Source organism: Sorangium sp. So ce381 (genome assembly GCF_051473845.1).
Classification (GTDB): Bacteria; Myxococcota_A; Polyangia; order Polyangiales; family Polyangiaceae; genus Sorangium; species Sorangium atrum.
Window position 1 is genome coordinate 8,818,686 of record NZ_CP150336.1, and the last position, 22,219, is coordinate 8,840,904.

17 protein-coding genes and 3 pseudogenes are annotated in these 22,219 nt (G+C 68.0%); 10 read left to right on the top strand and 10 right to left on the bottom strand.

Annotated elements, in window-relative coordinates; genetic code table 11:
- Positions 1-62: 62 nt before the first annotated feature.
- Positions 63-1,151: an AAA family ATPase gene (locus tag WMF29_RS32865; RefSeq protein WP_437324071.1), complete on the bottom strand. Its 1,089-nt coding sequence runs from the start codon at positions 1,149-1,151 to the stop codon at positions 63-65.
- A gap of 237 nt (positions 1,152-1,388) precedes the next feature.
- Between WMF29_RS32865 and WMF29_RS32870 the strand changes: the two genes are divergently transcribed.
- The gene (locus tag WMF29_RS32870) at positions 1,389-1,751 is read left to right on the top strand and encodes a hypothetical protein (protein WP_437324072.1); all 363 of its coding nucleotides are present in this window, start codon (positions 1,389-1,391) and stop codon (positions 1,749-1,751) included.
- Positions 1,752-4,351: 2,600 nt separating this feature from the next.
- Here WMF29_RS32870 and WMF29_RS32875 read toward each other — a convergent pair.
- From WMF29_RS32875 to WMF29_RS32890, 4 genes are all read right to left on the bottom strand, one after another.
- Positions 4,352-4,603 (bottom strand): hypothetical protein, encoded by a 252-nt coding sequence (locus tag WMF29_RS32875; protein ID WP_437324073.1) that lies wholly within the window; start codon positions 4,601-4,603, stop codon positions 4,352-4,354.
- 497 nt (positions 4,604-5,100) lie between these two features.
- Entirely contained in the window at positions 5,101-6,654 is a 1,554-nt protein-coding gene (locus WMF29_RS32880; RefSeq protein ID WP_437324074.1) for a hypothetical protein, read from the bottom strand.
- A gap of 37 nt (positions 6,655-6,691) precedes the next feature.
- On the bottom strand, positions 6,692-8,329 hold the full coding sequence (locus WMF29_RS32885; RefSeq protein ID WP_437331190.1) for a hypothetical protein: 1,638 nt from the start codon (positions 8,327-8,329) through the stop codon (positions 6,692-6,694).
- A 20-nt stretch (positions 8,330-8,349) separates the two neighbouring features.
- The gene (locus WMF29_RS32890) at positions 8,350-9,453 is read right to left on the bottom strand and encodes a hypothetical protein (RefSeq protein WP_437324075.1); all 1,104 of its coding nucleotides are present in this window, start codon (positions 9,451-9,453) and stop codon (positions 8,350-8,352) included.
- A gap of 219 nt (positions 9,454-9,672) precedes the next feature.
- Between WMF29_RS32890 and WMF29_RS32895 the strand changes: the two genes are divergently transcribed.
- Positions 9,673-10,740: an RNA polymerase sigma factor gene (locus tag WMF29_RS32895; protein WP_437324076.1), complete on the top strand. Its 1,068-nt coding sequence runs from the start codon at positions 9,673-9,675 to the stop codon at positions 10,738-10,740.
- Positions 10,741-10,860: 120 nt separating this feature from the next.
- Positions 10,861-11,178, top strand: a complete 318-nt coding sequence (locus tag WMF29_RS32900; protein WP_437324077.1) for a hypothetical protein — start codon at positions 10,861-10,863, stop codon at positions 11,176-11,178.
- Between the two features lie 27 nt (positions 11,179-11,205).
- Here WMF29_RS32900 and WMF29_RS32905 read toward each other — a convergent pair whose 3' ends face one another.
- Positions 11,206-12,165, bottom strand: coding sequence for an ATPase (locus WMF29_RS32905; protein ID WP_437324078.1), 960 nt, complete (start codon positions 12,163-12,165; stop codon positions 11,206-11,208).
- Positions 12,166-13,471: 1,306 nt separating this feature from the next.
- Between WMF29_RS32905 and WMF29_RS32910 the strand changes: the two genes are divergently transcribed.
- The 4 genes and pseudogenes from WMF29_RS32910 to WMF29_RS32925 form a co-directional block, all read left to right on the top strand.
- Complete coding sequence (locus tag WMF29_RS32910; protein ID WP_437324079.1) at positions 13,472-14,311, top strand: IS1 family transposase; 840 nt, start codon at positions 13,472-13,474, stop codon at positions 14,309-14,311.
- Positions 14,312-14,382: 71 nt separating this feature from the next.
- Complete coding sequence (tnpA, locus tag WMF29_RS32915; RefSeq protein WP_437324080.1) at positions 14,383-14,721, top strand: IS66 family insertion sequence element accessory protein TnpA; 339 nt, start codon at positions 14,383-14,385, stop codon at positions 14,719-14,721.
- Positions 14,715-15,137, top strand: coding sequence for an IS66 family insertion sequence element accessory protein TnpB (tnpB, locus tag WMF29_RS32920; RefSeq protein WP_437324081.1), 423 nt, complete (start codon positions 14,715-14,717; stop codon positions 15,135-15,137). Before tnpA ends, tnpB begins: the two co-directional genes overlap by 7 nt.
- Positions 15,134-15,694, top strand: a pseudogene (locus WMF29_RS32925) (IS66 family transposase zinc-finger binding domain-containing protein); the annotation flags it as partial. The gene tnpB and the pseudogene WMF29_RS32925, both read left to right, overlap by 4 nt.
- Positions 15,695-15,938: 244 nt before the next feature.
- Here the strand turns inward: WMF29_RS32925 and WMF29_RS32930 are convergent.
- The 3 genes from WMF29_RS32930 to WMF29_RS32940 all read right to left on the bottom strand — a co-directional run bounded on the left by WMF29_RS32930 (position 15,939) and on the right by WMF29_RS32940 (position 18,863).
- Entirely contained in the window at positions 15,939-16,754 is an 816-nt protein-coding gene (locus tag WMF29_RS32930) for an ExeA family protein (protein ID WP_437324082.1), read from the bottom strand.
- On the bottom strand, positions 16,751-18,121 hold the full coding sequence (locus tag WMF29_RS32935; protein WP_437324083.1) for a DDE-type integrase/transposase/recombinase: 1,371 nt from the start codon (positions 18,119-18,121) through the stop codon (positions 16,751-16,753). Before WMF29_RS32935 ends, WMF29_RS32930 begins: the two co-directional genes overlap by 4 nt.
- A gap of 118 nt (positions 18,122-18,239) precedes the next feature.
- Entirely contained in the window at positions 18,240-18,863 is a 624-nt protein-coding gene (locus tag WMF29_RS32940) for a hypothetical protein (protein ID WP_437324084.1), read from the bottom strand.
- Between the two features lie 418 nt (positions 18,864-19,281).
- Here WMF29_RS32940 and tnpC point away from each other — a divergent pair.
- Positions 19,282-20,388 (top strand): annotated as a pseudogene (tnpC, locus tag WMF29_RS32945) (IS66 family transposase); the annotation flags it as partial.
- A gap of 171 nt (positions 20,389-20,559) precedes the next feature.
- Positions 20,560-20,826: pseudogene (locus WMF29_RS32950) on the top strand (IS1 family transposase); the annotation flags it as partial.
- An 80-nt stretch (positions 20,827-20,906) separates the two neighbouring features.
- Here the strand turns inward: WMF29_RS32950 and WMF29_RS32955 are convergent.
- A complete protein-coding gene (locus WMF29_RS32955; RefSeq protein WP_437324085.1) occupies positions 20,907-21,248 on the bottom strand; it encodes a hypothetical protein in 342 nt (113 codons plus the stop codon).
- Between the two features lie 170 nt (positions 21,249-21,418).
- Here WMF29_RS32955 and WMF29_RS32960 point away from each other — a divergent pair, with 170 nt between their 5' ends.
- Positions 21,419-22,219 (top strand): DNA adenine methylase, encoded by an 801-nt coding sequence (locus WMF29_RS32960; RefSeq protein ID WP_437324086.1) that lies wholly within the window; start codon positions 21,419-21,421, stop codon positions 22,217-22,219.

Genomic DNA, 22,219 nt, shown 5'->3' on the forward strand with positions numbered 1-22,219 from the left:
AGGAAAAGAGATCTCCTCCCCCCGCGCCGGCTCCGCTCGCAGGGCTCACCCGGGGGCCGACGTCATTCATTCTCCGCCGCGCCGTGCGCCAGCACCGTCTCTCCACCGTCCTTGTCAAGCTCGATGAGCCGGCACGGTGTCGCCTTCCGGATTCGCTCTGCCAGCGGGCGGGAGTGCGTCGTGATCCACAGCTGACTCCGGGATGCCGCGTGCACAAGGAGATCCCCGAGCGGCCCGAGCAGATCCGGATGCAGGCTCGTCTCTGGCTCGTTCAGCGCCAGCAGCAGCGGAGGCCTCGGGCTCAGCAGCGCCGCCTGGAGGCAGAGATAGCGCGCCGTGCCGTCCGAGAACTCGCGGGCGTCGAGCGGCCGCGACATCCCTGGCAACCGGAGCTCGACGCGGAACCGCCCCTGCGTCGAGGAGACCTCGAGCGACGCGCCAGGGAACGCGCTGGAGACGGCATCCTTCAAGGCGCCCCTGTCGCCGATATCCAAGATCGTCGCCAGCGCGGCGGCCAGATCGTGGCCATCGGCGCTGAGCACCGGCGTACGCACCCCGACCTGCTCGACCCGCAACGGCGCGCCGGAGTCGGTGCGGAAGTGGTGATAGAACCGGAAGTTCATCAGCTGTTGCCGCACCACCGAGAGCAACGGAAAGCGGTGCGGCTCCACCACCTGCGCCAGCACCGATTCCGAACCCCAGAGCGAGAAGGGAAAGGTGACGCGTTGGCCGTCCGCGTCGCGCACGAAGGCCGAGCCCGCGGCCCGCTCCAGCATCGGCAGGCGGCGGCGCTTGTCGAGCAACCAGAGGCTCTCTTCCTTGATGTCCGGGTCCAGCTGGAACGGCCCTCCGGGCGGCGGCGTCAGCCCGCACTGAAGCTCGTAGACGAGCTGGTCCAGCCGCACCCGCAGCGTCATCCGCACCGGGCCCTTGCTGCGCCCGCCAGCCCAGAGCACCGAGGGCATCCCGCCCTCCTCGGCCAGGGTGCGCGCGAAGCTCCCGCTCGCCGCGGCGCCGAGCAGCACCATGGTGCGATAGAGGTTGGTCTTGCCGACGCCGTTCGGTCCGACGATGACATTGACCTGCGCGAGGGGGAGGGTCAGCTCGCGGATCGAGCGATATCCCGCGACGTGGAGCTCCTGGACCGTCATCCCGCCCAGGATAGCCCAGACGGGTTCGTTTCGGCATCGACGGGCTCCTTCCCCCGTGCGTAACACGGCGGGCAGGCCGTCCGGTTCCGGGAGATGCAGAACAGCGTGCCCCCCTCGGCGCCCTCTCGCCCCTGCCTGTTCACGTCTCCGCGCGACGGGTTGCACTCGCACGCGACGTCGTGCCGCCTGGTGGACGCCGCAAACCGCGGGCGAGCGGAGGACCCAAGGTGGAACGTCATGATCGACAGGACGGGCGATCGATACGGCCTTCACAACGAGTCGTTCCACATCTTGGCAGGGCGGGTCGACTCGGCCTACTCGGCCCGCATTTGGCTCACCGACGGAACGGCGCTCGACTTCCACGTGTCCCTGCTCGGGCCATACTACGGGATCCACCTCGCCGGTATCCCCGAGGACGAGCCGGCGGCGCGCGAGGTCGCCCAGAAGATCGAGGCCACGTACCCCGGATACCGGCCGATTCCGCCGGAGATCGCGAACGAGGTGGTACCGGATGTGGCAACGAACGTGGTGTTGATGAGCGAGGCGACGATCTACATGTGCCTCTTCTCGGAGGTGTGGGCTTGGGTCGATCCGGTATAGCCCTCCCCTGGCGTCCGCCGTCCACATGGCCGAGTTGGGCGTGCGGACGGCGAGGAGCTCGAGGCGAGTGCGGTGGCGCCCCTCTGCAGCGGCGCGACTGTGGCGGGACGAGCCGGGGAAGTTCGGGCGGCTCGCGCCTCAGCGGGGGATCAACTCCTCAGGGACAACCACGCCAGGCGAGCGACCGGGCAGGAAGCCCCCTACGATTCGCGGCACTCTTGGGCGCAGCTTTCGGGCGGCCGCGCGTGCCGCCGTTTCCCTCGCCGGCGAGTTCGCCGCCATCGTCGATGTCCAACTGGCCGGGGGTGCGAACCTGGTCGCGGAGGTCGAGGGGACACGTCGGGTTCTGGTGACTGGCCGTTCGCCGACCGTTTTGGTTCGCGAACAGCTAGGGGGAGAAGCGTTCCAGCAGCAACGGACGCACTGGCGTACGACTTCGCATCGTCACAGGCGCTATCCGGTACGCCCTATTCCAGCCTGTCGCCCGATGATGCGGTGCCAAATCGACTTAGGTAAGGTGTGCCTCGTGCATCAAATTGGCATACCCATACGTGGTCGGGATCATACGCGGTAGCACCTCCAATAGATACAGGTGGGGCCGCTTGCACCCCCGGCAGCGCGTCGAGGATCTCCTCGCTCCCCGCACGCCATCGAAAGGACCATCTCGTCATCTCGGAAGGTCTCGGGTGATGCGCGTTCCGACGTTCGATGACGCCGCCTCGCGTATGGTGATACCAATCATTGAGTCGTTTGGCTACGTACAGATCCCCCATGTGCGAAAACCATGCATCGAGCTCAGATTCAGCGTTGATCGCGTTGACAAATACTTTAACCGGCGAGAGCCACTCTTGCGATAGCTGTCGCAGGAGGAGCTCGTCAAAGCGCGATAGTAAGAGCCCATGGCCTGCCCGTCGGGGAAAGAGTCCGGCATGATAACGCCCGAGGTTGGCCAACTGCGGGTGGAACATGCTCCCAGATGCACAGAACCTGGAAAAGGCGACGGGCGAGCGGCGGCACCACAATTTCCAGAGCGTAGCCGCGAGAGTTGTCTCGAGCTTCGACCATTGAACCACGGGCGGCTTGCGTAGCAGAGCATCCGCGACATTGAGGGAGATGGCCCTGCCTGGGCCGGACCCTTGCGGGAATGCTCCGGCGGCGTCTGGGCTGAGATCAACGACGAACAGCGCGCGCCCTCGCTCGACTACGGAAGCGCAGATCCGACAGAGGCTCATCAGGCCGCCTGGTGTCGGCGGAAGCGCCACACAGACCGGCGGCCCATCAGAACGCGCAAGCTCTTCATTTAGATCGGTAGACGGCTCTCCACCCAAGTATCTAACGCGCGCAGCACGATGACGTTTCGGATCGATTCTTGATGGCCCCAGCAGGAGCTCGTCATCGTCGACCACGACGGGGGATACCACCTTGGCTAGAGCCGCTCCGGCAACCCTGCCCATGGCAACGTAGACTGCGCCCTGTATCGGATCATTCATCATCTGAATCCGCATGATCTGCATTTGCACGCTGGCGGGTATGGTGTGTCCGATTGGCAGGCCTCAAAGCAACTCCTACACGACGTGTGGCGCCATTTGTCGCATCCTGGATATCCCGTAATGCACTTGCCGCCGATGTCTTGGCAATCTACGAACATGTCTGTGCATGTCTTGTCGGGCGTGCACCCTGCCATCTCTTCAGTGGCGCCGCTCCCCACGTCGTCACCGTTCCCGAACCAGTCCCCCGTAGCTGCTGACCCCGGCGGGTATGGTTCTCCGGCCCCTGTGCCCTCCGTCCCCCTAAGATAGCACTCGCCCACGTCGTAGTTGCACGCTCACACCGTGAGACCGAGAGGAATAAGAACAGGGATCGCCTTCAGTTTCTGCCTGTGGCGCATGCTCATCCTCCAAGTTTTTCCAGATGCGTGTGCGGAGGGGCGGCGTCAACTGTGATTCGGGGCATGGATTGCGTCCCAGCGGCTACGGCCTGACAATCTCGCCCCGGTCCGAAACCGAGCTCGAGCAGAGCGCAGCGGGTTGCACATCGTCGCGGACGAGCTCGGCGCGGACCATCGGAGGTCGAGGCGCATGTCGGCACGGCCTTGAGCCCTGAGCCTGCTCGGCGCGTTGTGACGCCCGGGACGGGAGTTCTCGAGCTCGAGCGCGGCGCAGCCCCCACGGCGGGGCGCGGAGGTCGAATCGGACGCCAGCGACGGCTGGCGACGAGGAGTGCGGGCGCAAGCGCTATATGGCCCTTCGCCGCAGCGGCGCGGCCGTGGAGGTCGAGGCGCACGTCGGCCAGCTCGGCGCACGTCGTCTGCGCGGTGTACATGCCGCCGGAGCAGACAGCGCGGCTGCAGCGTCGAGGAGAACGCGGGTGAGCTCGGGGTCGTCGATGCCTGGCTGGGCGTGGAGCGGCCGTGGGGGTGGGGGGGGCGCGTCGGGAGCGGAGCTGGTGACTGGCCGTTCGTCGACCGGGACGAACACCCGCACCGCGTAACCGCATGCGCACCTGCGCCGCCCGGGACGCGTCGACCCCAGAGCATGGGGATCTGCTCGCCGAATTTCCCTTTGACGCCCACGTCATGCCCAGAAAGATCGTGCGCGCTCTCATAACGCCTGTCGCGGCTCGGCGAGGGCTTCCACCATGTCCATGCGCTTACTCGGCAAGATCGGCTTGCTCTGCGTCGGTGCGCTCGTCGTGGTTCCGGCGCCGGCCCAGGCACTCGAGTTCCACGGCGGCGTGAGCGTGGGCGGGATCCAGATCGGGACCGAACCCAGGCTTGCCGTGAGCCCATTCGCCGGATGGCTCTGGCGCAGCGAGGGGGACTTCCGGCTCGAAGTCCACAACATGTTCAGCATCGTTCCAGGGGCAGGTATCGGGGTTTACGATCGAACGGCAGTCACTCTTGGGTATGCCACGAAGACAACCACCGTCAGTCTCGGTCCGTCCCTGGCGATCTACTCGATGCCGGTGTGTGGTGCCGTGATCTGTGATCGCGTGGTGGGGGTTGCTCCAGGCGGCCGCGCCCAGTCCGACTGGTACTTCGCCGGGCCCTTGGGCATGTCCACCAGCGTCCATGCGGACTGGCATGGTCGCCTGGGCCTCAAGCTTCCTGGCGAGTTGGCTCGTGAACTCGGAACCCGTAGCTTCGTCGTAGCCCGACTGCTGGAAGGTGTCCCCATCAGCAGAAAAGCCGCCGAGATCGCCAGGAGGAGAGCGGGAGGGCCGTCCCGGCATGTCCCCTTCTACTCCCATGGTTTCTTGGCGTCACGGCGGCTCGCTTCGCTGCCTGCCTTCCTGCAATCGTGGCAGCCGTCGTGGAGGTCCGTGCCGTTCTCCCATGACGTGACTTCGGCTATTCAGGAAACCGAAACGTCTGGTGGACCTCGCCGCTCGGTCCCATCGTCGTGCTGCCATCGTGGTTCCAGCTGGTGCCGCCCACGCCCGGCAGTCCCAGCTCGAAGGTGACCCCCTCCAGGGTGAGCTGGTCCTCGTCGAGGTAGGCGATGCCGATCGAGTCGCCGCCGCGCCCGGGGCCGCCGTAGCCGCCCTCGCCTCCGAGGCCGCCGCTGCCACCCTCGCAGGACCACGTGCCGTCCCCCACGGCGCCTCCTGGTGCGCCTCGGCCGCCATAGCCGCCTTCCTCCGGCTCCCCGCCGTCGCCGCCTTTGCCCCCGTCGCGGGCGGTGATGATGCTATCGCGCACCGTCACCTTGGCGTGGAGCGCCATCATCGCGATGCTCGGTTGGCCGTTCTCGCCCCCTCGGCCGCCCCGCCCGCCGCAGCCGCCCGCGCCTCCGGAGCCGCCGCCGGCGCCCCCCTTGGAGGCCGCGTCGCACACCGCGAGCCCGCCCCTGCGGCCGCCGCCCCCGCCGCCGCCTTGGCCCGGCATCCCCCGGGCGCCGTCGCCGGCCCTGTCGGGGTGCCATCCGGTCTCATCGATCCGCCCGCGGCCCTTGCCCTGTGCACCGGCGGCACCCCACATACCGCTTCTCCCGGCGACGCCGTTGCTACAACCACCGTCTGCCCGGTTGCCACGTCCTCCATCCCCATCGTAGTTGGGGTTCGGCTGGGGTACGGGCTCGCCGTCCTCCCCATCTCGAGCGCCGTCCGCGAGCCCGTCGCCTCCCTTGCCACCGGCGCTCGGGATCCCTCCCTCGCAAGAGTTCACCGGCGGAGCCCCACCCGGAACCGTCGCTGCGGAGCACGCGTCTCCCCCATACTGCCCGTCCGGTCCCGACGCTGCCCGGCCCGGCCATTTCTCCCCATGGTTGCCCCTCAATCCCTGCGTGGTTTCGATCGAGCTTCCGATGATCTCCACCGCGGCGCCCGACCGAACAACCATTCCGATATGCCTTGGACTGCGGATGAACATGTGATCGATGATCGAGACCCCATCCGCAGCCCCCGTGTCGCCGGCCCGCGCCGGCTCGATGGTCAGCGGGGTGTGCCCAACGGGCCCAACGAGCTTGGCCGTGCCGTACACCGGATCTGAAATCTCGGGCGGCCGTTCCCATTCCAAGAAGTCGAAGCCTCCATAGAGATCCACCCCGGAGGGCAGCGTGATGGACTCCACGAAGGCATTGCGGGTGAGGAACACCCGACCGCGCCCGGTGCGCGCCAGCTCGATGGCGCGCGGCAGGGTAGTCACCGGCCTGTCCTTCGTGCCGGGGTTCGCGTCGTGACCGCCGAGAACCGGATCGTTGACGAACACGCCGCAGCCGTCGATCGCCCGCCCCGCCGCGAGATGCTCCAGGCAGACCGAATCGGGGATCGGATCACCGGCACACGTCGACGGACCGCCGCACGGCGGCGCGCCGTCAGGGTCGTTCACCCCCGGCGCCGTGCCGCAGCCGGCCGCGGCGAGCGGCAGAAGCGGGACCAAGAGGATCGCGGAATTCAGGCGCATCGGCATCCCTCGCTGGCAGCGTCTCGCGAAGCGCGAGTCAATGGGGCGGCTCGCTTGCCGCACCGAAATGATAGAGCTCCCCCCACGGGCCGTCCGCCCCTTTTCCCACCTGGTCCCCCAGGCCGGCGTTCCCTGCGAGGCCGCCTTCACCGGCGGGTCCAGCAACGATGTTGGTTCCGGGTCGAATGGCGAAGTTGGGCACGACGTAGGCGATACCGACGGATGCGCCTCCGAGCCCGCCGCCGGCATCACCTCCGCGACCGCCGTTGCCTCCCCAACCGCCAGGGCACCCCGTCCACATGCGAGCGTCAGAAGTCCCGCCCCCATTACCACCAGACCAACCGAGCCCCCCGGGTTGGCCCGTCCCGCCCACCCCGCCCTGGCCGCCTTTGCCCGTGACCACGTCGCTGGCCCCAATCGTAAGCTCCGCGCCCTCCAGCAAGACAATGCCGATGCTCGCCCCGCCATAGCCGCCGCCATAGCCGCCCCGACCGCCACAGCCGCCGCTCCCTCCCGAGCCGCCGGCGGCCCCCCCCTGGGGCAGACCTGCCCGACACTCGGCCATGTCCCCACGTGACTTGCTGCCGCCACCGCCGCCGCCCCCCTGGCCGGTGCCGCCGGGCTTCCCATCCTTGCCCCGGCCGCCGATCCATCCGTCCTTGCCAAGGTGGCCCACGCCCACCGCGCCGTCCGCGCGACCGGCGTCGGGACCGTCTGCGCCATCCTCCCCTTCGCTGCATCGCATGAGGTCCGCGCCGAGCCCCGCGTGGCCATCGCGCTCAGAAACCTGCGCGGGTGTCGGCATTCCCGAGGCCCCGTCGCTCCCCGACTCGAGCCCGCCGTCGCCACCATATCCACCGATGGACTCGATGCCATCGTCGCACACGGTGACCACCGGAAGGGCGCCAGTCGGGGAGTCCGCGGTGCAGGCAGACACCCCGTCGTTGCCCTCAAGGCCGTCGTTGGCCCGCTCGGTGTCCGCGTCCTCTCCCGGCTCCCCATCCTTGCCGTTGCCCGCGACGATCACGCTGTCCTGCACGATCGCCGTCGCCCCCGTGCTCAAAATCACCGCGATCGACGACTTTCCATCCGGCGCCGACGCGTCCGCCGCCACGACGCGCACGCCGGCGATCACCGACGTCGTGTCGTTCCCCGGGGGCTCCGAATCCTCCACCCCGAGGATCCGCAGCGGGATCCCCCCCGGCGGAGCGATGATCGTCGGGTGATCCGGCCCGTCGAATGAGCCCTCGTACGACCAATCCCCGCCGTCACACAGGCGCCCGCCCCAGAGGTCGACCCCCGAGGGCAGCGTGATCGTCTCCGCGAACTCCCCGCCGCACGCGTACACGCGCCGGGTTGCTTCCTCGCCAAGGCCTCGCCCATGCGCGGCGAGCCCGATCGCGTGTTGCAACGTCCTCACCGGTGCGTCCTTCGTGCCAGGGCTCTTGTCGTCACCCGACAACGGGCTGACGAACACCCCGCATTCATCCAGCGCCGGCGCCGTGCCAGGCTGCCCTTCGCACGGACCGGGCGGAGGCACCGGATCGGGCTCGCACGCCTCCACCTCCCAGCAAGGGTCGGAGTACGGGCACCCTGTCAGCATGCTCGCGCCGCACATGAAGATCGCGACAGCGACGACCGACGTCGCCACGCGCCGGCCTTCCTTCGAACGCATCTGCTCGGCCCCCGATGTCCTCACCACAGCCCCTCAATCATCATGCCGATCTCTCGCCCGGTCGCCACGGGCGAGGCGTGGATCCGATCCTGAGCCGGCGTGAGCCCCAGGAAGGAGAAGTCCGTGAAGAAGGACGCGGCGGTCGCTGCCCCGATCACACCGCCGGCGATGAGCATGGCCGTGCCCACGCCCGCGGACAGGTTGCGCTCGTCTCGGAGGCGGAGCAGGTCAGCGCACGCCGGGCGGTCCGCCGCTTGCCAGCACCTGGACCCGCTCGCCGTCGCACCGCCGTTGAGCCCGTCGCGCCGTTCGCTCAGATCGCCGTCAAGATTCGTGGCCCGGATCATGAGCAGGCTGCCCGCGGACAGGGTGGCCGTCGTGACGGCGATCCCCGCGATGCGCAGTGTCGTCGGCCACGACGCTGGCTGCCCGGGAGCCTGCGGGCGCGCAGGGGGCGATGCGCTCAGGGGCTTGGGCACCGCGGGCGCGTAGTCCTTGGCGCTGCTCTCGGCCGCGCGTGGTAACTGGATCGTCATGATCGGCTCGGTCGCTGGCTGCGCGTCCAGCGTCTGGGAGCCTTCCTCGCGGCCCGGTGCTCGGGCCCGCACCATGTGCTTGCCAGGCTCGAAGAACAGTCTGTAGGTCCGCCTGGGTAAGCCGATGGGCTTGCCGTCGACGAGCACCTCGGCATCCGGCGGATCCACCGACAGATAGAGCGTCGCAACGAACGGAACGGCCTTGGCCAGTCCGTCCGCGAATCCTTTTTGCTGCTCAGGAGAAAGCGCCTTGCGCCGCTCAAGGCTCCAAGCCAGGTGCTCCGCTGCGTCACGAAACTTGCGTAACTTGAGCTCGCAAAGGCCCAGCTCTCCAGCGACCTCAGCGGATTCTCGCGCTGTCACAGGTGTCGAGTCGATCGCCTCGAACGCTGCCTTGTACGCGGCGTGTGCCTCGGTCCACTTTCCCGAGGCCCGAGCTCGCCGGGCGCGGCGAAGATGGTCCTTTACGATCGAATCGTCGCTTCGTGCGGGGGCCGAATTCCGGTCCTCCGCATGGACCGGATGCGTAGTGCCGACCACGACGCCAAGCATCAAGGATATCCAGAGCGATTGCGCGACAAAACGCATGCACGACGGTACTTACGCCAGCCGTGGCGCGTCAACGGCGCTGAAAGTGACATGACCTGAACGTTCCGATGAGAAAGTCCCGCCCGTTCGGGGAATGCGGCCATCCCTGCCTATGCTGTCGCAGGACCCGCGCCTACATGTCGCACTCCATCCGACCAATGCTGGAGCCGCCCTGCATTTTCTTGAAGCCCTCCAGACGGCTCAGGTGTTTTACCGGTGATGGGCGAGCCAGCCAGCACCCCTAGCGGCTTCGAGTTCTTCCGGCGCCTCGCGCGGCGCTTCGGAGTCCCTGCGCGAGACGCGGAGGACCTCGCGCAGGACGCCTTGCTGCGGGAGCTGGAAGCGAATCAGCGGATCGAGCTCGGGGAGGCTCGGGCGGCCTACGGTGCCGCCATCGTCCGGAACCGGGCGCGGAACCACGTCCGGAACGCACGCCGTCGGGGGGAGGTCCTGACCTCGTTCGACGATCACGAGCCTCAGACGGAGTGCCCGACCCCGGAAGAGATGCTCCGCAGGCAGCAGCGGGAGGAGCTCCTCCGCGACCTGATCAACCAGGTCGACCCCAAGTACCGCGACATCTTGATCAAACACAGGCTCGACGAGGTGCCGCTCATCGAGATCGCCTCCGAGCTGGGGCTCAACCCGAAGACGGTGAGTACACACTACCTCCGAGCGCTCGAGGACCTCGACGCGGCGGTGAAACGCCGGAGGGCGCGGCAACGCTCGCGCGGATGGGACGACGCTGCATGCGTCCCGTTCGCCTTCGATCTGCGGGACCGCGAGGGGTGGCTGAGCAAGCTAGGCCGCCTGAGCATCAAGATCCTGGTGCAGGGAACGGTCGTCGTGCTGACCGGCGCCGTCATCGCGACGTTGCCGGACTCGCTCAGCCCGGAGTCGTGGCTGCGGGCAACGGTGGTGCGCACTCCTGCGCCCGCACCGGCGGTGGAGGAGATCGCGCAGCCGCCCCTCCAACTTCCCACGCGCGCGGCCGGCGCGCCGACCGCGCCGACCGTCCAGGAGATCGCGCAGCCGGCGCAGGACCGAGACGCACGGGGGCCTGCTCCGTCAGGTGCGCCGGTTCGTCGTACCTCGTTCCCCGTCCGCGCCGTGGTCCCAGCCGTCAGCGAGCGCGAGCAGAGCCTCATCGACGAGGCCCGAAGGGCCATCGAGGACCATAACGCGGTCGCAGAGGCAGAGGCGCGCCGCTTGCTTGAGACACATGCACGGGAGTTCCCGCAAGGACAGCTCGCCGCGGAGCGTGAAGCGCTCCTAACGCAAGTTCGCTGAGTCCTCGGCGTCCCTCCGACAGCCAGCGGGCAGTGATGCAGGTGATGTCTTCGGACAGCACAAGGCCGAGATCCGCCTTGCGTCCAGACAAGTACGTTCGCGTCCAGGAGACGAAAGGCGATGAATACCATGGAGGATCTACTTGGTGCGATGTGGCTCATTTCGCCGCTCGGGCTCGCGATGATATCCTGCGTCGCGATCGGCTTCGCGGTCACCGCGCGCGAAGCGCTGGGACGCGAGCGCGGGCTTCGCGAGGCGCGCGAGCACGCTCATGATGACGAGGAGGCAGCCCTCACCGATGCGAAGGAACAGGCAGCGGGCGAGCGGGACAGATACCGGCGCCTCCTGGACTGTCACGTCGATGCGGCGCTCGACTGCCGATCGCCTCGTGCACGACATGAGCCGCAACGTGATCCCCGAGGACGACGGCGCGGCTGAGGGCGCTGGCGATCGTGATGCGCGAGCTCAGGGCGATTGCCCATCATCGCCCGGCTCGTCGTCTCCCGACTCGCCCGCCTCCGACTCGCCGTCTTCCGGCTCGGCCTCCTCCGGCTCGCCGCCCTCCTCCCCCTCCTCTTCTCCTCCGCCGTAGGCGCCACGGGAGACGGGGAACGGCGCATAGTCCTTCATCTTGTCGGTGCCCGCGTACCAGTACTCCGCGGCGGCGCGCAGCCTCCGCTCGGCGTTCACGACGAGGGTGTACGCGGCGTCGCGGAGCTTGCGCGAGCGCACCGCCTCGAGAGAGAGCGTCTTGTCGGCGAGCATGCGCGCGAGCACCGGCGAGAGCTCGCGGAGGCGATCCGCCGCGGCAGCCTCGCCGCGAGGCGCCTTTTGAACGGCCTCCGCGTGCTCGGAGCAGAGCAAGAGGAGATCGGAGGCGTCCTGGACCAGGTCCGCGTCGCCGCTGCCCGCCCGGATCGCCATGAGCCGCTTTTGACCTTCGGGGCTCTTCTTGAAGCGGAGATCGAAGAAGCGGAGGAGCGATTGCTTGATCTGGGCGGCCTCGGCGGCCGGCTTCTGAAAGGCCGTGACGGCCCGCTCCTGGCGCTGCTGCGCCGCTTGCCAGCGCGATTGCACGACGCGCAGGAGCTCGATCTTTTCACGAAGCCCGCGGATCTCCTCTCGCGTAAGCTGGGGCTCGTCCTCGGCGAACGGAGTGCGCACGAGATCCGCCGCGTCGCGCTCGGCGGCGAGCTGAATGCGGCTCGCCCAGATGACGCGTCGAGCGAGCTTGCCTGGAAAGAGTGAGGCGTTATCGCCGAGCGACTCGGCTTCTCGGAGCAGCTCGGCCTCTCGCTCGGCGCTCAGCGTGAACTCGGGCGCACCGCCCGACGAGCGGTGCGCGCCTCCGGCGTCGCTCGAAGCGCGCGTGTTCTGGGCGTTCTTGGTCCTGGATGAAGCTGCGGTGGTTGCCTTCGGTGCCATGGCGATGAGATGTCTCCTTGTCGAGGTCAGCGCCCCTCCGAGCAGAGGCGCGGTCGCTCAATGAGGAAATCGGCGCCGCCGAGGCTTCGGGTCACCGGAGAGCACGATACCGACGCTTTCGTCGCAAGCTCGCAAGCTCGCAAGCGCAAGGTCGCAAGGAGACAGAGGCGCCGCGCAAACGGACGCCGAGGCTGCGCAGCAGCGGCGACAACCACGCGCAGGCGTCGAGCCATGGCAACGCAGGGCAACCAACTGGGCGCGCAGGAGGGCGCCGGGGCTGCGCAGGAGCCACCTGATCGTACGATAGGACACACAAATGGGTGCGCAGGAGGGTTGCCGGGGCCGCGTAGGAGGCACGCGATCGTACGATAGGACACATAAATGGGTGCGCAGGAGGGTCGCGGGGCTGCGCAGGAGGCATGCGATCGTACGATAGGACACATAAATGGGTGCGCAGGAGGGTCGCGGGGGCTGCGCAGGAGGACGCCGAGGCCGCACAGGAGGGCGGCCGGGACCGCGCAGCAGGAGCGCCGGGGCTGCGCAGGAGGGGTGGTGCCCTAATTAGGGCAGTCGCGCTCTCAAATTGGGGCAGTCGGTGGCAGGTCGATCGTTAGGGTGTCGTCCTGTAGCCTTGTCACCCATCCCGCGGCCCGGTAGCGCCGTTCAAGTTCGGATAACACTCCGAAGGGAATACACATCGAACCATGTGGCTCGATCCGCTCGTGAACCCTCACGGGTCGGTGACCGCGAAGCAATGCTTCATCGATCATCCGCTCGAAGGCGCCGGTGATCAGCTGATCCGCCTGTTCCCTGCTCGCGGCTAGCTGGGCCGGATCCGCCATCGCGGGGTTGGCGACTTGTTTTGGTGTAACGGCCATGCCGCGAGTGTACTACTCGCGAGGCTCGCCGAACAGCGCGAGCTGGACCGCCGCCAGCGGCTTCGGCCGCCAGGCGAGCAGGTCAAGCTGGCCGGCCCATCGAGACTTGGCACGCGCGTGCATCTCGTCCCGCAGATGCCAGCCAGGGCACCCAGGCGCCTCTAGGACGGGCCGTGTCACACGGCGCACCCGTTCCCCTTGACTGTGCACAAAACCCCTTGTTTGACGCTGGATCCACGACGGCGACTAGGACAGCTCATGTCCTAGCTACGCTGGAGACTCGGGAGACAGAGGCTATACTCACTTGCACAGGCAAAGCGCCCCGCCTCGGCTGGAACCCGAGGCGGGGCTGCGGAACGCCGGATGGTGGCCCACCCGTCGCACGTCGCGCTGCGATCATGGGCACGCGTCCGGAGAGGTGCAAGCCCATGGCGAACGTGCTCCCGGCGGAGCGGCGGCTAGAGGTGCTCGCCGCGCTCGTGAACGGCACCAGCATCCGCGCCGCGTCGCGCATGACCGGCGTCCATCAGGACACCATCGGCCGCTTCGGGCAGGCGATCGGCGAGGGCTGCGCGCGGCTCCATGACCGGCTGGTGCGCGATCTGACGTGCGCGCTGGTAGACCTCGACGAGCAGCACAGCTGGTGCCGCAAGCGCCAGAACAAGGTAGACGCCGCGAAGGACGACGCTGCGGCCGTCGGTGAGCAGTGGACCTGGGCGGCCATCTGTCGCACCAGCAAGCTCATCATCGCGTGGCACGTCGGGAAGCGTGACCAGGAGAGCGCCGACGCTCTCGTCGAAGACGTGCGCGCGCGGCTCGTGGTGATGCCGCAGATCACCACCGACGGGCTCGGGCTCTACGCGCAGCCGATCGCGACGAACTTCGGGCGCGCCGTGCCGTACATGCAGACGGTCAAGAACTTCAGCTCGCGCCCTGGGAAGCCGGGGACGTCGGAGAAGTTCGCGGTCGAGCGCGGCGTGGACTTCATCCAGAAGCGCGCCATCTTCGGGACGCCCGACCCCGCGAAGGCGACGAACTACGCCATCGAGAGGAGCAACCTCACAGCGCGGCAGTGGAACGCGCGGCTGCGGCGCAGGACCTTGGCCTTCTCGAAGAAGCTCACGCGGCACCGCGCGGCGGTCGCCTTGCACTACGTCAACGTGAACCTCTGCCACATCCCGCGGAACATGCGGATCACCCCGGCGATGGCGGCGGGCGTCACGGACCACGTGTGGAGCCTGGAGGAGCTCATGGTCGCCGCACTGTAAGCGCCCGACCAACGCCATCGTGACCGCCCCGTCGGGGCCGGTTACCAGTCCCCATCGCGAAGGAGGAAGCGATGGCGACGAAGGCGGAGTGGGCCGAGCGGGTGGAGAGATGGGGGCACAGCGGGCTGAGCGCCGAGAGATTCGCGCGCCGTGAAGGGTATAAGCCGAAACAGCTGTACTGGTGGCGCTGGAAGCTGCGCGCTGACCGGCCCTCACAGCCCTCGCCGTCGTCGTTGACCGAAGCACCGCGCTTTCTGCCGGTCCACGTCGTGACGGACGCATCGGCCGTCGCGCTGGAGCCCATCGAGATCGCGCTGCCCAACGGGCGCGTGGTGCGGGTCCGGCCGGGCTTCGACCCGGCCACGCTCGAGCGGGTACTGGCGCTCGCGGCCGAGGAGACGCCGTGCTGACGCTGCCGCCGTCGGTGCGCGTGTACATCGCCGCCGAGCCCACGGACCTGCGTAAGAGCTTTGACGGACTGTCGGCCTTGGTCTCTCAGCGCTTCGGGGCCGACCCGCTCTGCGGGCATCTGTTCGTGTTCAAGAATCGGCGTGGTGACCAGGTGCGCGTCTTGTTCTGGGACCGCACCGGCTACATGATCGTGGCGAAGAAATTGGCCCGCGGGCGATTCCATCTCGCGTGCGACCTGCCCAAGGGGGCCACCCACGTCGAGGTCGAGGCGGCCGAGCTGTCGCTGATGCTCGAAGGGTTCGACCTGTCCGAGGCCGTGCGGCGCAAGCGCTGGAGGCCCGGCGTGAGAAAAATTGCTCCGTCGAAGCAAAGCTTGATGGATTCGCGCGGGATAGCTATCCCGCGCGCCACGTGACCAGTCCTGTTCAGTCCCAGGCACAACTGCCCGCCGATCTGGCGGACGTGCGGAGCAAGCTCGAGCAGCTGGCGGCCGCCGGGCAGCTTCCGGAGCTCATCGAGCTGGTGCTCGGGCTGCTGGTCCAGCTGCGCGACAAGAACACCGCGCTCTCGGCAAGGCTCGCGAGCGCGCTGCGCGAGCTGTACGGCCGCAAGAGCCAACAGGTCTCGACCGAGCAGCTGTTGCTGATGTTCGCCGAGCTCGGGGCGGGAGCGCCGCCGGGGGCGGCGGGCTCGGAGCTCGGTGCGGACGCTCCGCCGCAACCGGATCAGGGGCTGGTGCCGCAACCCCCTGAGCCGCCGAAGCCGCCGCGAGGACGGGGTGGGCGCGCGCCGCTCCCCGAGCACCTGCCGCGTGAGACGCGCGTGGTGCCCGTCCCTGAGGCGGAGCGGACGTGCCCGCAGTGCGGCGCGGACAAGAAGTGCATTGGCCATCGTACGAGCGAAGTGCTCGAGTTCGTGCCGGCGCAGTTCAAGATCATCGAGGAGAAGCGGGAGAAGCTCGCCTGCGCGCGCTTGTTGACGCTCAGGCTGATTGATGGCGTTGCGCGCCGTCTGGTTGATGGCCATCACGAGCCTGCGCGGGCGAGGTCGAGGAGGGCGATGGCCATCACCCGCGTGCACGGGCGGCGCCGCTGGGCGATGGCCATCTCCGGCGCGCGGGGGCCCTCAACGCGCGATGGCCATCGCGGCGGATGACCCGTAGGCGCCGACGGCGCGATGGCTGCCGGCGCCTGCCACGCGTGAGCGTAGACGCCGTTCAGTCGGCGTCACTCTTCACGTCGCCGATCACCCGGGCCATGACGTCCCGCTCGACGAGCTTCTTTTTCCGCCGAGCCGACTCGCGCAGCGCGGCGGTGGCCACGCGGTCGATCTCGCGCAGGCTCGAGCCGGCGGCCTCGTGCAGCGAGGTCAGCGCCTCGGAGGTAAAGAGATCGCGATCGCAACCGGCACGGCCGAGCCGCAGGCGGACATACTCGCTCGTATCATCCGCCGTCATCGGTCCGATCGACAGGCGCCGGTCGATCCGCGAGTACAGGGAGCGGTTCTTGCGCAGCTCAAGCCGGTCCTTGAGGTCGGGTAGCCCGACCAGAATCAGACTCAGCAGCGCGCGGCTGTCCCATTCGTAATTCGCCAAGATGTGAAGATGGTCCAACGTGTCCTGATGAAGCAGATGGGCCTCGTCGAGCAGGAAGACCGGGTGAATCCGCTCTCGTCCGAGGTTCTCGACGTGCGCGCTGACCGCGTAGAAGACGGCGGCTGCGGTCGCTGCAGGGGTCAGGCCGAGGGCCTGGCAGAGCTGCCGGTAGAAGTCGCGGCGCCCGAGCGTGGCGTTGTGGCAGTAGGTCAGGCGGAATCCGGCCTGCGGCAAGCGATGGCGCAGCGCGCGCAGCACGCACGTCTTGCCGGCGCCCGGCTCGCCGACGAGCAGCACCTGGGAGCGCTCGTGGACCGCGTCGCACAGCTCCTCGACGAGCTCATGTTTCGAGGGCGGCAGCCAGAGATCGCTGTCCGGGATCTCCTTGGAGAAGGGCGACTCGGAGAGCCCGAAGCATCGGACGAAGGACTCGCTCATCGAGCACCTCCCTCGGAGCTGTCGTCGGGCTCCGGGGCCTGCGGCCTTTCGCCTCCAGCCCGCAGCAGCGCCCTCGTCGGAGCGAAGTCGGTGGGGCGGCTCGGCGCTTGTGCGAGCGGACCGCCGCGTGGCGGCCGCCGGCGCCGCGCGTTCTTCGCCGGATCGAGGTGGCGGAGCGGCAGGCGCTTGCCCTCGTGCTCGACCCACGGGGTCGCGTCCGGGGCGACGTGACAATGAGCCACCGTGACGAGCTGGCCAGCCAGGTAGCCCTGGTCGAGCTCCCACGCTTCGCCGTCGATGGAGATCACATTGTCGCTGGACACGCGCCGCCGGCTGCGCTCGGTCAGCGCGGCGCGCAGCGCCCGCTCCTCGACCGCGCCCTCGCCGGCGGGCTTTTGCGCGTACAGCTTCGCGGGGCTCTTGCCCATGAGCCCGGCGTGCGGCGCCGCGTGATAACGCCGTTCGAGGAAGGCCTTGAGCCGTGCGTCGATGTCCTTGAGCGACGCGACCTCGCCGAGGAAGCTCAGGCACCCCTCGCGCAACGTCCGCCAGAAGCGCTCCATCTTGCCGCGCGCCTGCGGGTCATAGGGCTTCGCATGCAGCAGGGTGATACCGAGTCGCGAGCACGCCGTCCGGAGGACTTCGCCCCGGTAGGTGGAGCCATTGTCCAGGTAAAGGGCATCCGGTTTGCCGTGACGGCGAAGCGCGTCCACGAGCAGCCCGAGCATGTCGACCTCCCTCTCGGTCGAGTGCGCCTCGAGCGCGACGACGTAGCGAGAGGCATCGTCGAGCAAGCCATGGATGCGGACAGGCACCGTCCGACCGCCCATGTTGCACTGCGGCAGGTGGCAGACGTCACCGTGCCAGAGCGCTCCGGGCCGCTCGGCCTGCCAGCGCAGCCGTGTCTTGGGCTGTTGCTCCGAGCGCGCCGCCCGACGCGACAGACCCGCCGCCGCATACAACCGTCGCACGGTCGGCGCCGAGACCTGGCCCGGATCGATGCGCCCCTCGTCGACGAGCGCGCTCAGGATGAGCGACACCGAGGCGGCGGGATGCTCGCGCCGGATGTCGAGCAAGAGCTCGCGCAGCTCGGCGCGCAGCTCCTGCGCGAAGCCGCGATCGGAGCGCGGCTCGGGACGAAGGCCGGCGAGGCCTGCGGCGCGGTACGCATACAGCCAGCGCTCGAGCGTGGGGACCGAATAGGTGCGTGTGCTGTCGGCGCCCGGCGGCCGGAAGCGCTGGGCGCTCAAGGCGCGCAGCTCGGTGGCGAGCCGTCCGCGGCCGAGCTCGCGGTGCATGACGGGGCCGATGACCGAAGCGCGAAAGATCGCGACGGCCTCGGCGTGATCGGCAGGTCCGAGATCCATATCGAAGGGTCCTTTCTGCGCCCTGCGGCGCGGGGCCCTTGTGCGCCACCGAGGCTCGTCGAGGGAGGGATCCTCTCAGGTGGGCCTTGTTCTCTGGGCTCGTCGCTGACAGCCGCCCTCACGCTGCGTGCGCGGCGCCGAGGAACGCTCGGTGCTCCAGCGCTTCGCCCCGGGAGGTCGGATCCGCGTAGGCGGCGAGCGAGGCCGCCGCGCTCGCTGCCACGCGGCGCAGCATCGCGCTGGGATCAGACGACGGCAGTGCGGCAAAGAGGCGTCGATGCGCGACGGCGCGCGTCCAGCGGCGGAGCGTGGCCCAGCCGGTGAAGGCCGTGGCGCCCAGGATCGTCTGCGGGCTGATCCGCCGGCGCACCTCGCGGGCGGTCGCCAGCACGAGCCCGTAGAGCGCAAGAGCGAAGCCGATCGCCGCGGCGCTGTAGTGCCGCCGCGGCAGCAGCTCGCGTGGACCGACGAGGATCACCGCCCCGCAGGGCAGGCAGCGGTAACGGCGCAGCTTGAGCACGAGAAGAACGGCGGGCGCGTTCGGGCCGGCCGGGCCACGCACCTGCCGCTCGCGAAGGCCATGGCCGTGGAGGCCAAGAGGTCCCCCGACGGGGTGGCTCGCCGCTCCGCACGCAGGGCAGCGAGCGGGGCGCACGGCCTCGACCGTGGGCAACTGCTGCTGCCAGCTCTTGATATCGAGCGCGCTGTGGACGAGACTGTGACCGCTTCGATTCCTCGACACGCGAACCGGAGCACGACGAGGAGGTTGTCCGCCAAGACTGGGCCTCCTCGTCGCCTTTTGTGGCTGGCACCGCGCCGACGCTCCGCTCCCACTCCGCGGCCGCTCCTACACCCGTGGGCGGCGGGAAAAGCGACGATGAGCATGACAATTTCGGTCGGGACGAAGCAATGCATCTCGGCGTGGCGAGCCGGGGCGGCGACGCGAACGTCCGCGTTCCCCATGATCTGAAAAAAAAGCGCAGGGAAGAGCAGACGGCGTGGGAATTTGAGATAGGTCGCGGGAATGCAGCCGGCGGGCACGACGAGGCGCCCCTGCACTCACGGTGGACGATGCCTCGTGCGGGGATGCGTACCCTCCTCCATCAAAGAGCTTGAGCGAGATGTCGGCCTGAAGCCTTATTGAGGCTGGGCGCTAACAGCGCTGCCCGGAGCAGGGCGTAACGACGGCGGACAGCGAGAAGGTGATGGACCGAGGGCGTCCAGGACCGGGGCTGCTCGCCAGCATCCTTGTCGAGAAGTTCGAGGACTCGATGCCGCTGTACCGGCAGTCGCAGCAGTACGCACGCTTCGGCGTGTCGCAGTCGCCGTCGACGCTGGGAGACTGGTCCGCGTTCGCGCTCGATGTGCTCGCGCCCGTGGCCGAGAGGCTCGGGGAGCGGGTGCTGGACTCGTTCTATCTGCGCGCCGACGACACGGGGATGCGGGTGCTGGATCGAGATCATCCGGCGGGGGTGAAGCGAGGCCACATCTGGGCCTTCGTCGGCGCGGATCTCGTCGCGTTCCTGTACGCACCGGACTGGAAGGCGAAGCATCCAGCCGCGCTGCTGCAGGGCTTCACCGGCTACTTGCAGGGCGATGGGTACGCGGGCTATGGCGCGATGCTCCGCGGAGGCGACGACGGCGAGATGATCGTGCCCGAGGAGCGCCGGCTCGGCTGTGGGATGCACGTCCGCGCCAAGTTCGAGAAGGCGGCCAAGGGCGGCGACGCGCGAGCGGCGGTGGCGCTCTCGTACTTCAAGGCCATCTACCGGATCGAGGCGACCTGCAAAGAGGAGGCGCTCTCCACGGAGGTGCGCCTGGCGCGCCGGCAGGAGCGGTCGCTCCCCGTTGTGGACGAGCTGTATCAGTGGATTCACGAGCTGCACCTGCAGCTCGTGCCAGGCACGCCGCTCTGCATCGCTACCCAGTACGCCATCAATCAGGAGGCTGCGTGGCGGCGCTCCTTCACGGATGGACGCTTCGAGATAGATAACGGCGAGGTCGAGCGGCAGCTAAGACGTGTCGCGCTCGGAAGAAAGAACTATCTATTCGCAGGCTCCGACAAGGGTGCTCAGCGCCTGGCCATCGGCTACACGATCTTCGGCTCGTGTCGGATGCACGGAGTCAACCCACTCGCCTGGGCGACAGACGTCATCGGCAAGCTGCAGGCGGGCTGGCCGCGCGACCGGCTGGACGAGTTGCTGCCCGACGCATGGGCGAGATCGTCGCGTGCTGCTCCGAGCGCCGGTGACGCCGACGTGACCTGAACAACGCGAGCTTCGCCCGGCGAACGCAGGCGGATGCCGCCTAGCTGGGCCTTCTTTCAGGACCGCCTGTGCTCGCTCCGAGTCGTGGGCCGACGCCGCCCCGCGCCCAGCATCGTCGACCCCGGCGAGAGCCGCAAGGGGCCGTGCCCATGGCGATGGCCGGGCGCTTACGCCGCACTGACCGAACCCGCGGGCGAGAAGTCGGAGCCGCAGCCGCTCGCCATCCCGAAGCCGGCGGGCGTCGCCAGGGAGCTCCCCGCCGGCAGGGGCTGGCTCCGGGTGCTCTCGGGCGGCTCCGCGCCGTCGGCGCCCTCCACGCCGCAGCCGCCGCCCGTGGCGTCCGCAGCGGCTCAACCGGAACCGGAGCCCCCGCCCTCAGAGCCGCCGCCAGCGCCACGGCCGCGTAGGATGGTGCAGCTGTCATTGTTCCCGGAGTGACACGGCCCGTTTCGCTTCGGCGATCGCACAGAGCTCAAGCAGACGTCGTGCACTAGCGACTATGCGCTACTGGTGAAAGACTACTCTGCCTTCGGCTTGGGCTTTGCCGTGCGCCGCCGTCGTTTCTTAGCCCATCTCGCCTGCGGAACCTGTTCCGGCACTGTCACCCCGGGAGGCAACTCGATCGCGCCATCAACTGGTGGTAAACCACGTCGCTCTCGCACTGCGGCAATGATAGGAAAAACGGTCCCCTCGACCGTCATGGGCGCCCCCTTGGGCGTGCCTGCCAAGGCCTCCCACCAGTTGCGCCGGGTCTTCAGTCCGCGCTCACGCCACGTGCGCATGATCTCGTCGATGGCATCGGCAAGCTTCGAGAAACCGTTGGCTCTGAGCCAAACGCGGGCATCAGTCTCGTTCGGCATCGTCGTGCACATCAGGATGCCCGTACGCTGGCACGGGACACAAATTTTTAGAACACGGTCAGGCTCGACGCGCGCACGGCCCCATGGTAGAAAGGCCCGTGCGCTGCCTGAACGAATGTCCCGATACCGTGCCTATGCCAACGGATGCGTACGCAGAGGCTCGTCCATTCGTGAAGTGGATCGGCGGCAAGCGGCAGCTCCTCGGGCACCTGATACCCACTTTCACAGAGGCCCAGGTCGGGGCCTCCTATCACGAGCCATTTGTGGGGGGCGGGGCTGTGTTCTTTGCACTCCGCGCTCAGGGTCGCGCGACGTGTGCGCGGCTTTCCGACGTTAACCAAGAACTTATTGGCGGATATCTGGCGATCCGCGATGGCGTAGACGATGTAATCTCGCATCTGAGAATTCACGCATCGCTCAACGACAAGGAATATTATTATCGCATACGCAGCCAGCATCCGCGATCTGCACCGGAAGCCGCTGCTCGTCTCATCTACCTGAACAAGACATGCTTTAACGGGCTCTACCGCGTCAACAATTCCGGTGTGTTTAACGCCCCCTATGGTCGCCACAAGAACCCGACAATTTGCGACGAGACAAATCTGCGCGCCGTTAGTGCGGCTTTAGCAACCTCAAGCCTAGAGGTGGCTTCTTTTGAGACCGTGCTAGACCATGTACACTGCAACGATGTGGTCTATTTTGACCCGCCGTACATTCCGGTTAGCGTGACGGCGTCATTTACAGAGTACAGCGCAGGAGGTTTCGGGAATTGCGAACAGCAGCGACTGGCTGACGTATTTCGCGAATTGAACAAGCGTGGTGCTCAACTGGTTCTGTCAAACTCTGACACCGACGAAGTTCGACGCCTTTATAGTGGATTCAGGATTGACCAGGTATTTGCACGCCGCAACGTCAACACCCGCGCGGATCGTCGCGGGCCTGTGGCCGAAGTGATTGTGCGCAACTTCTAA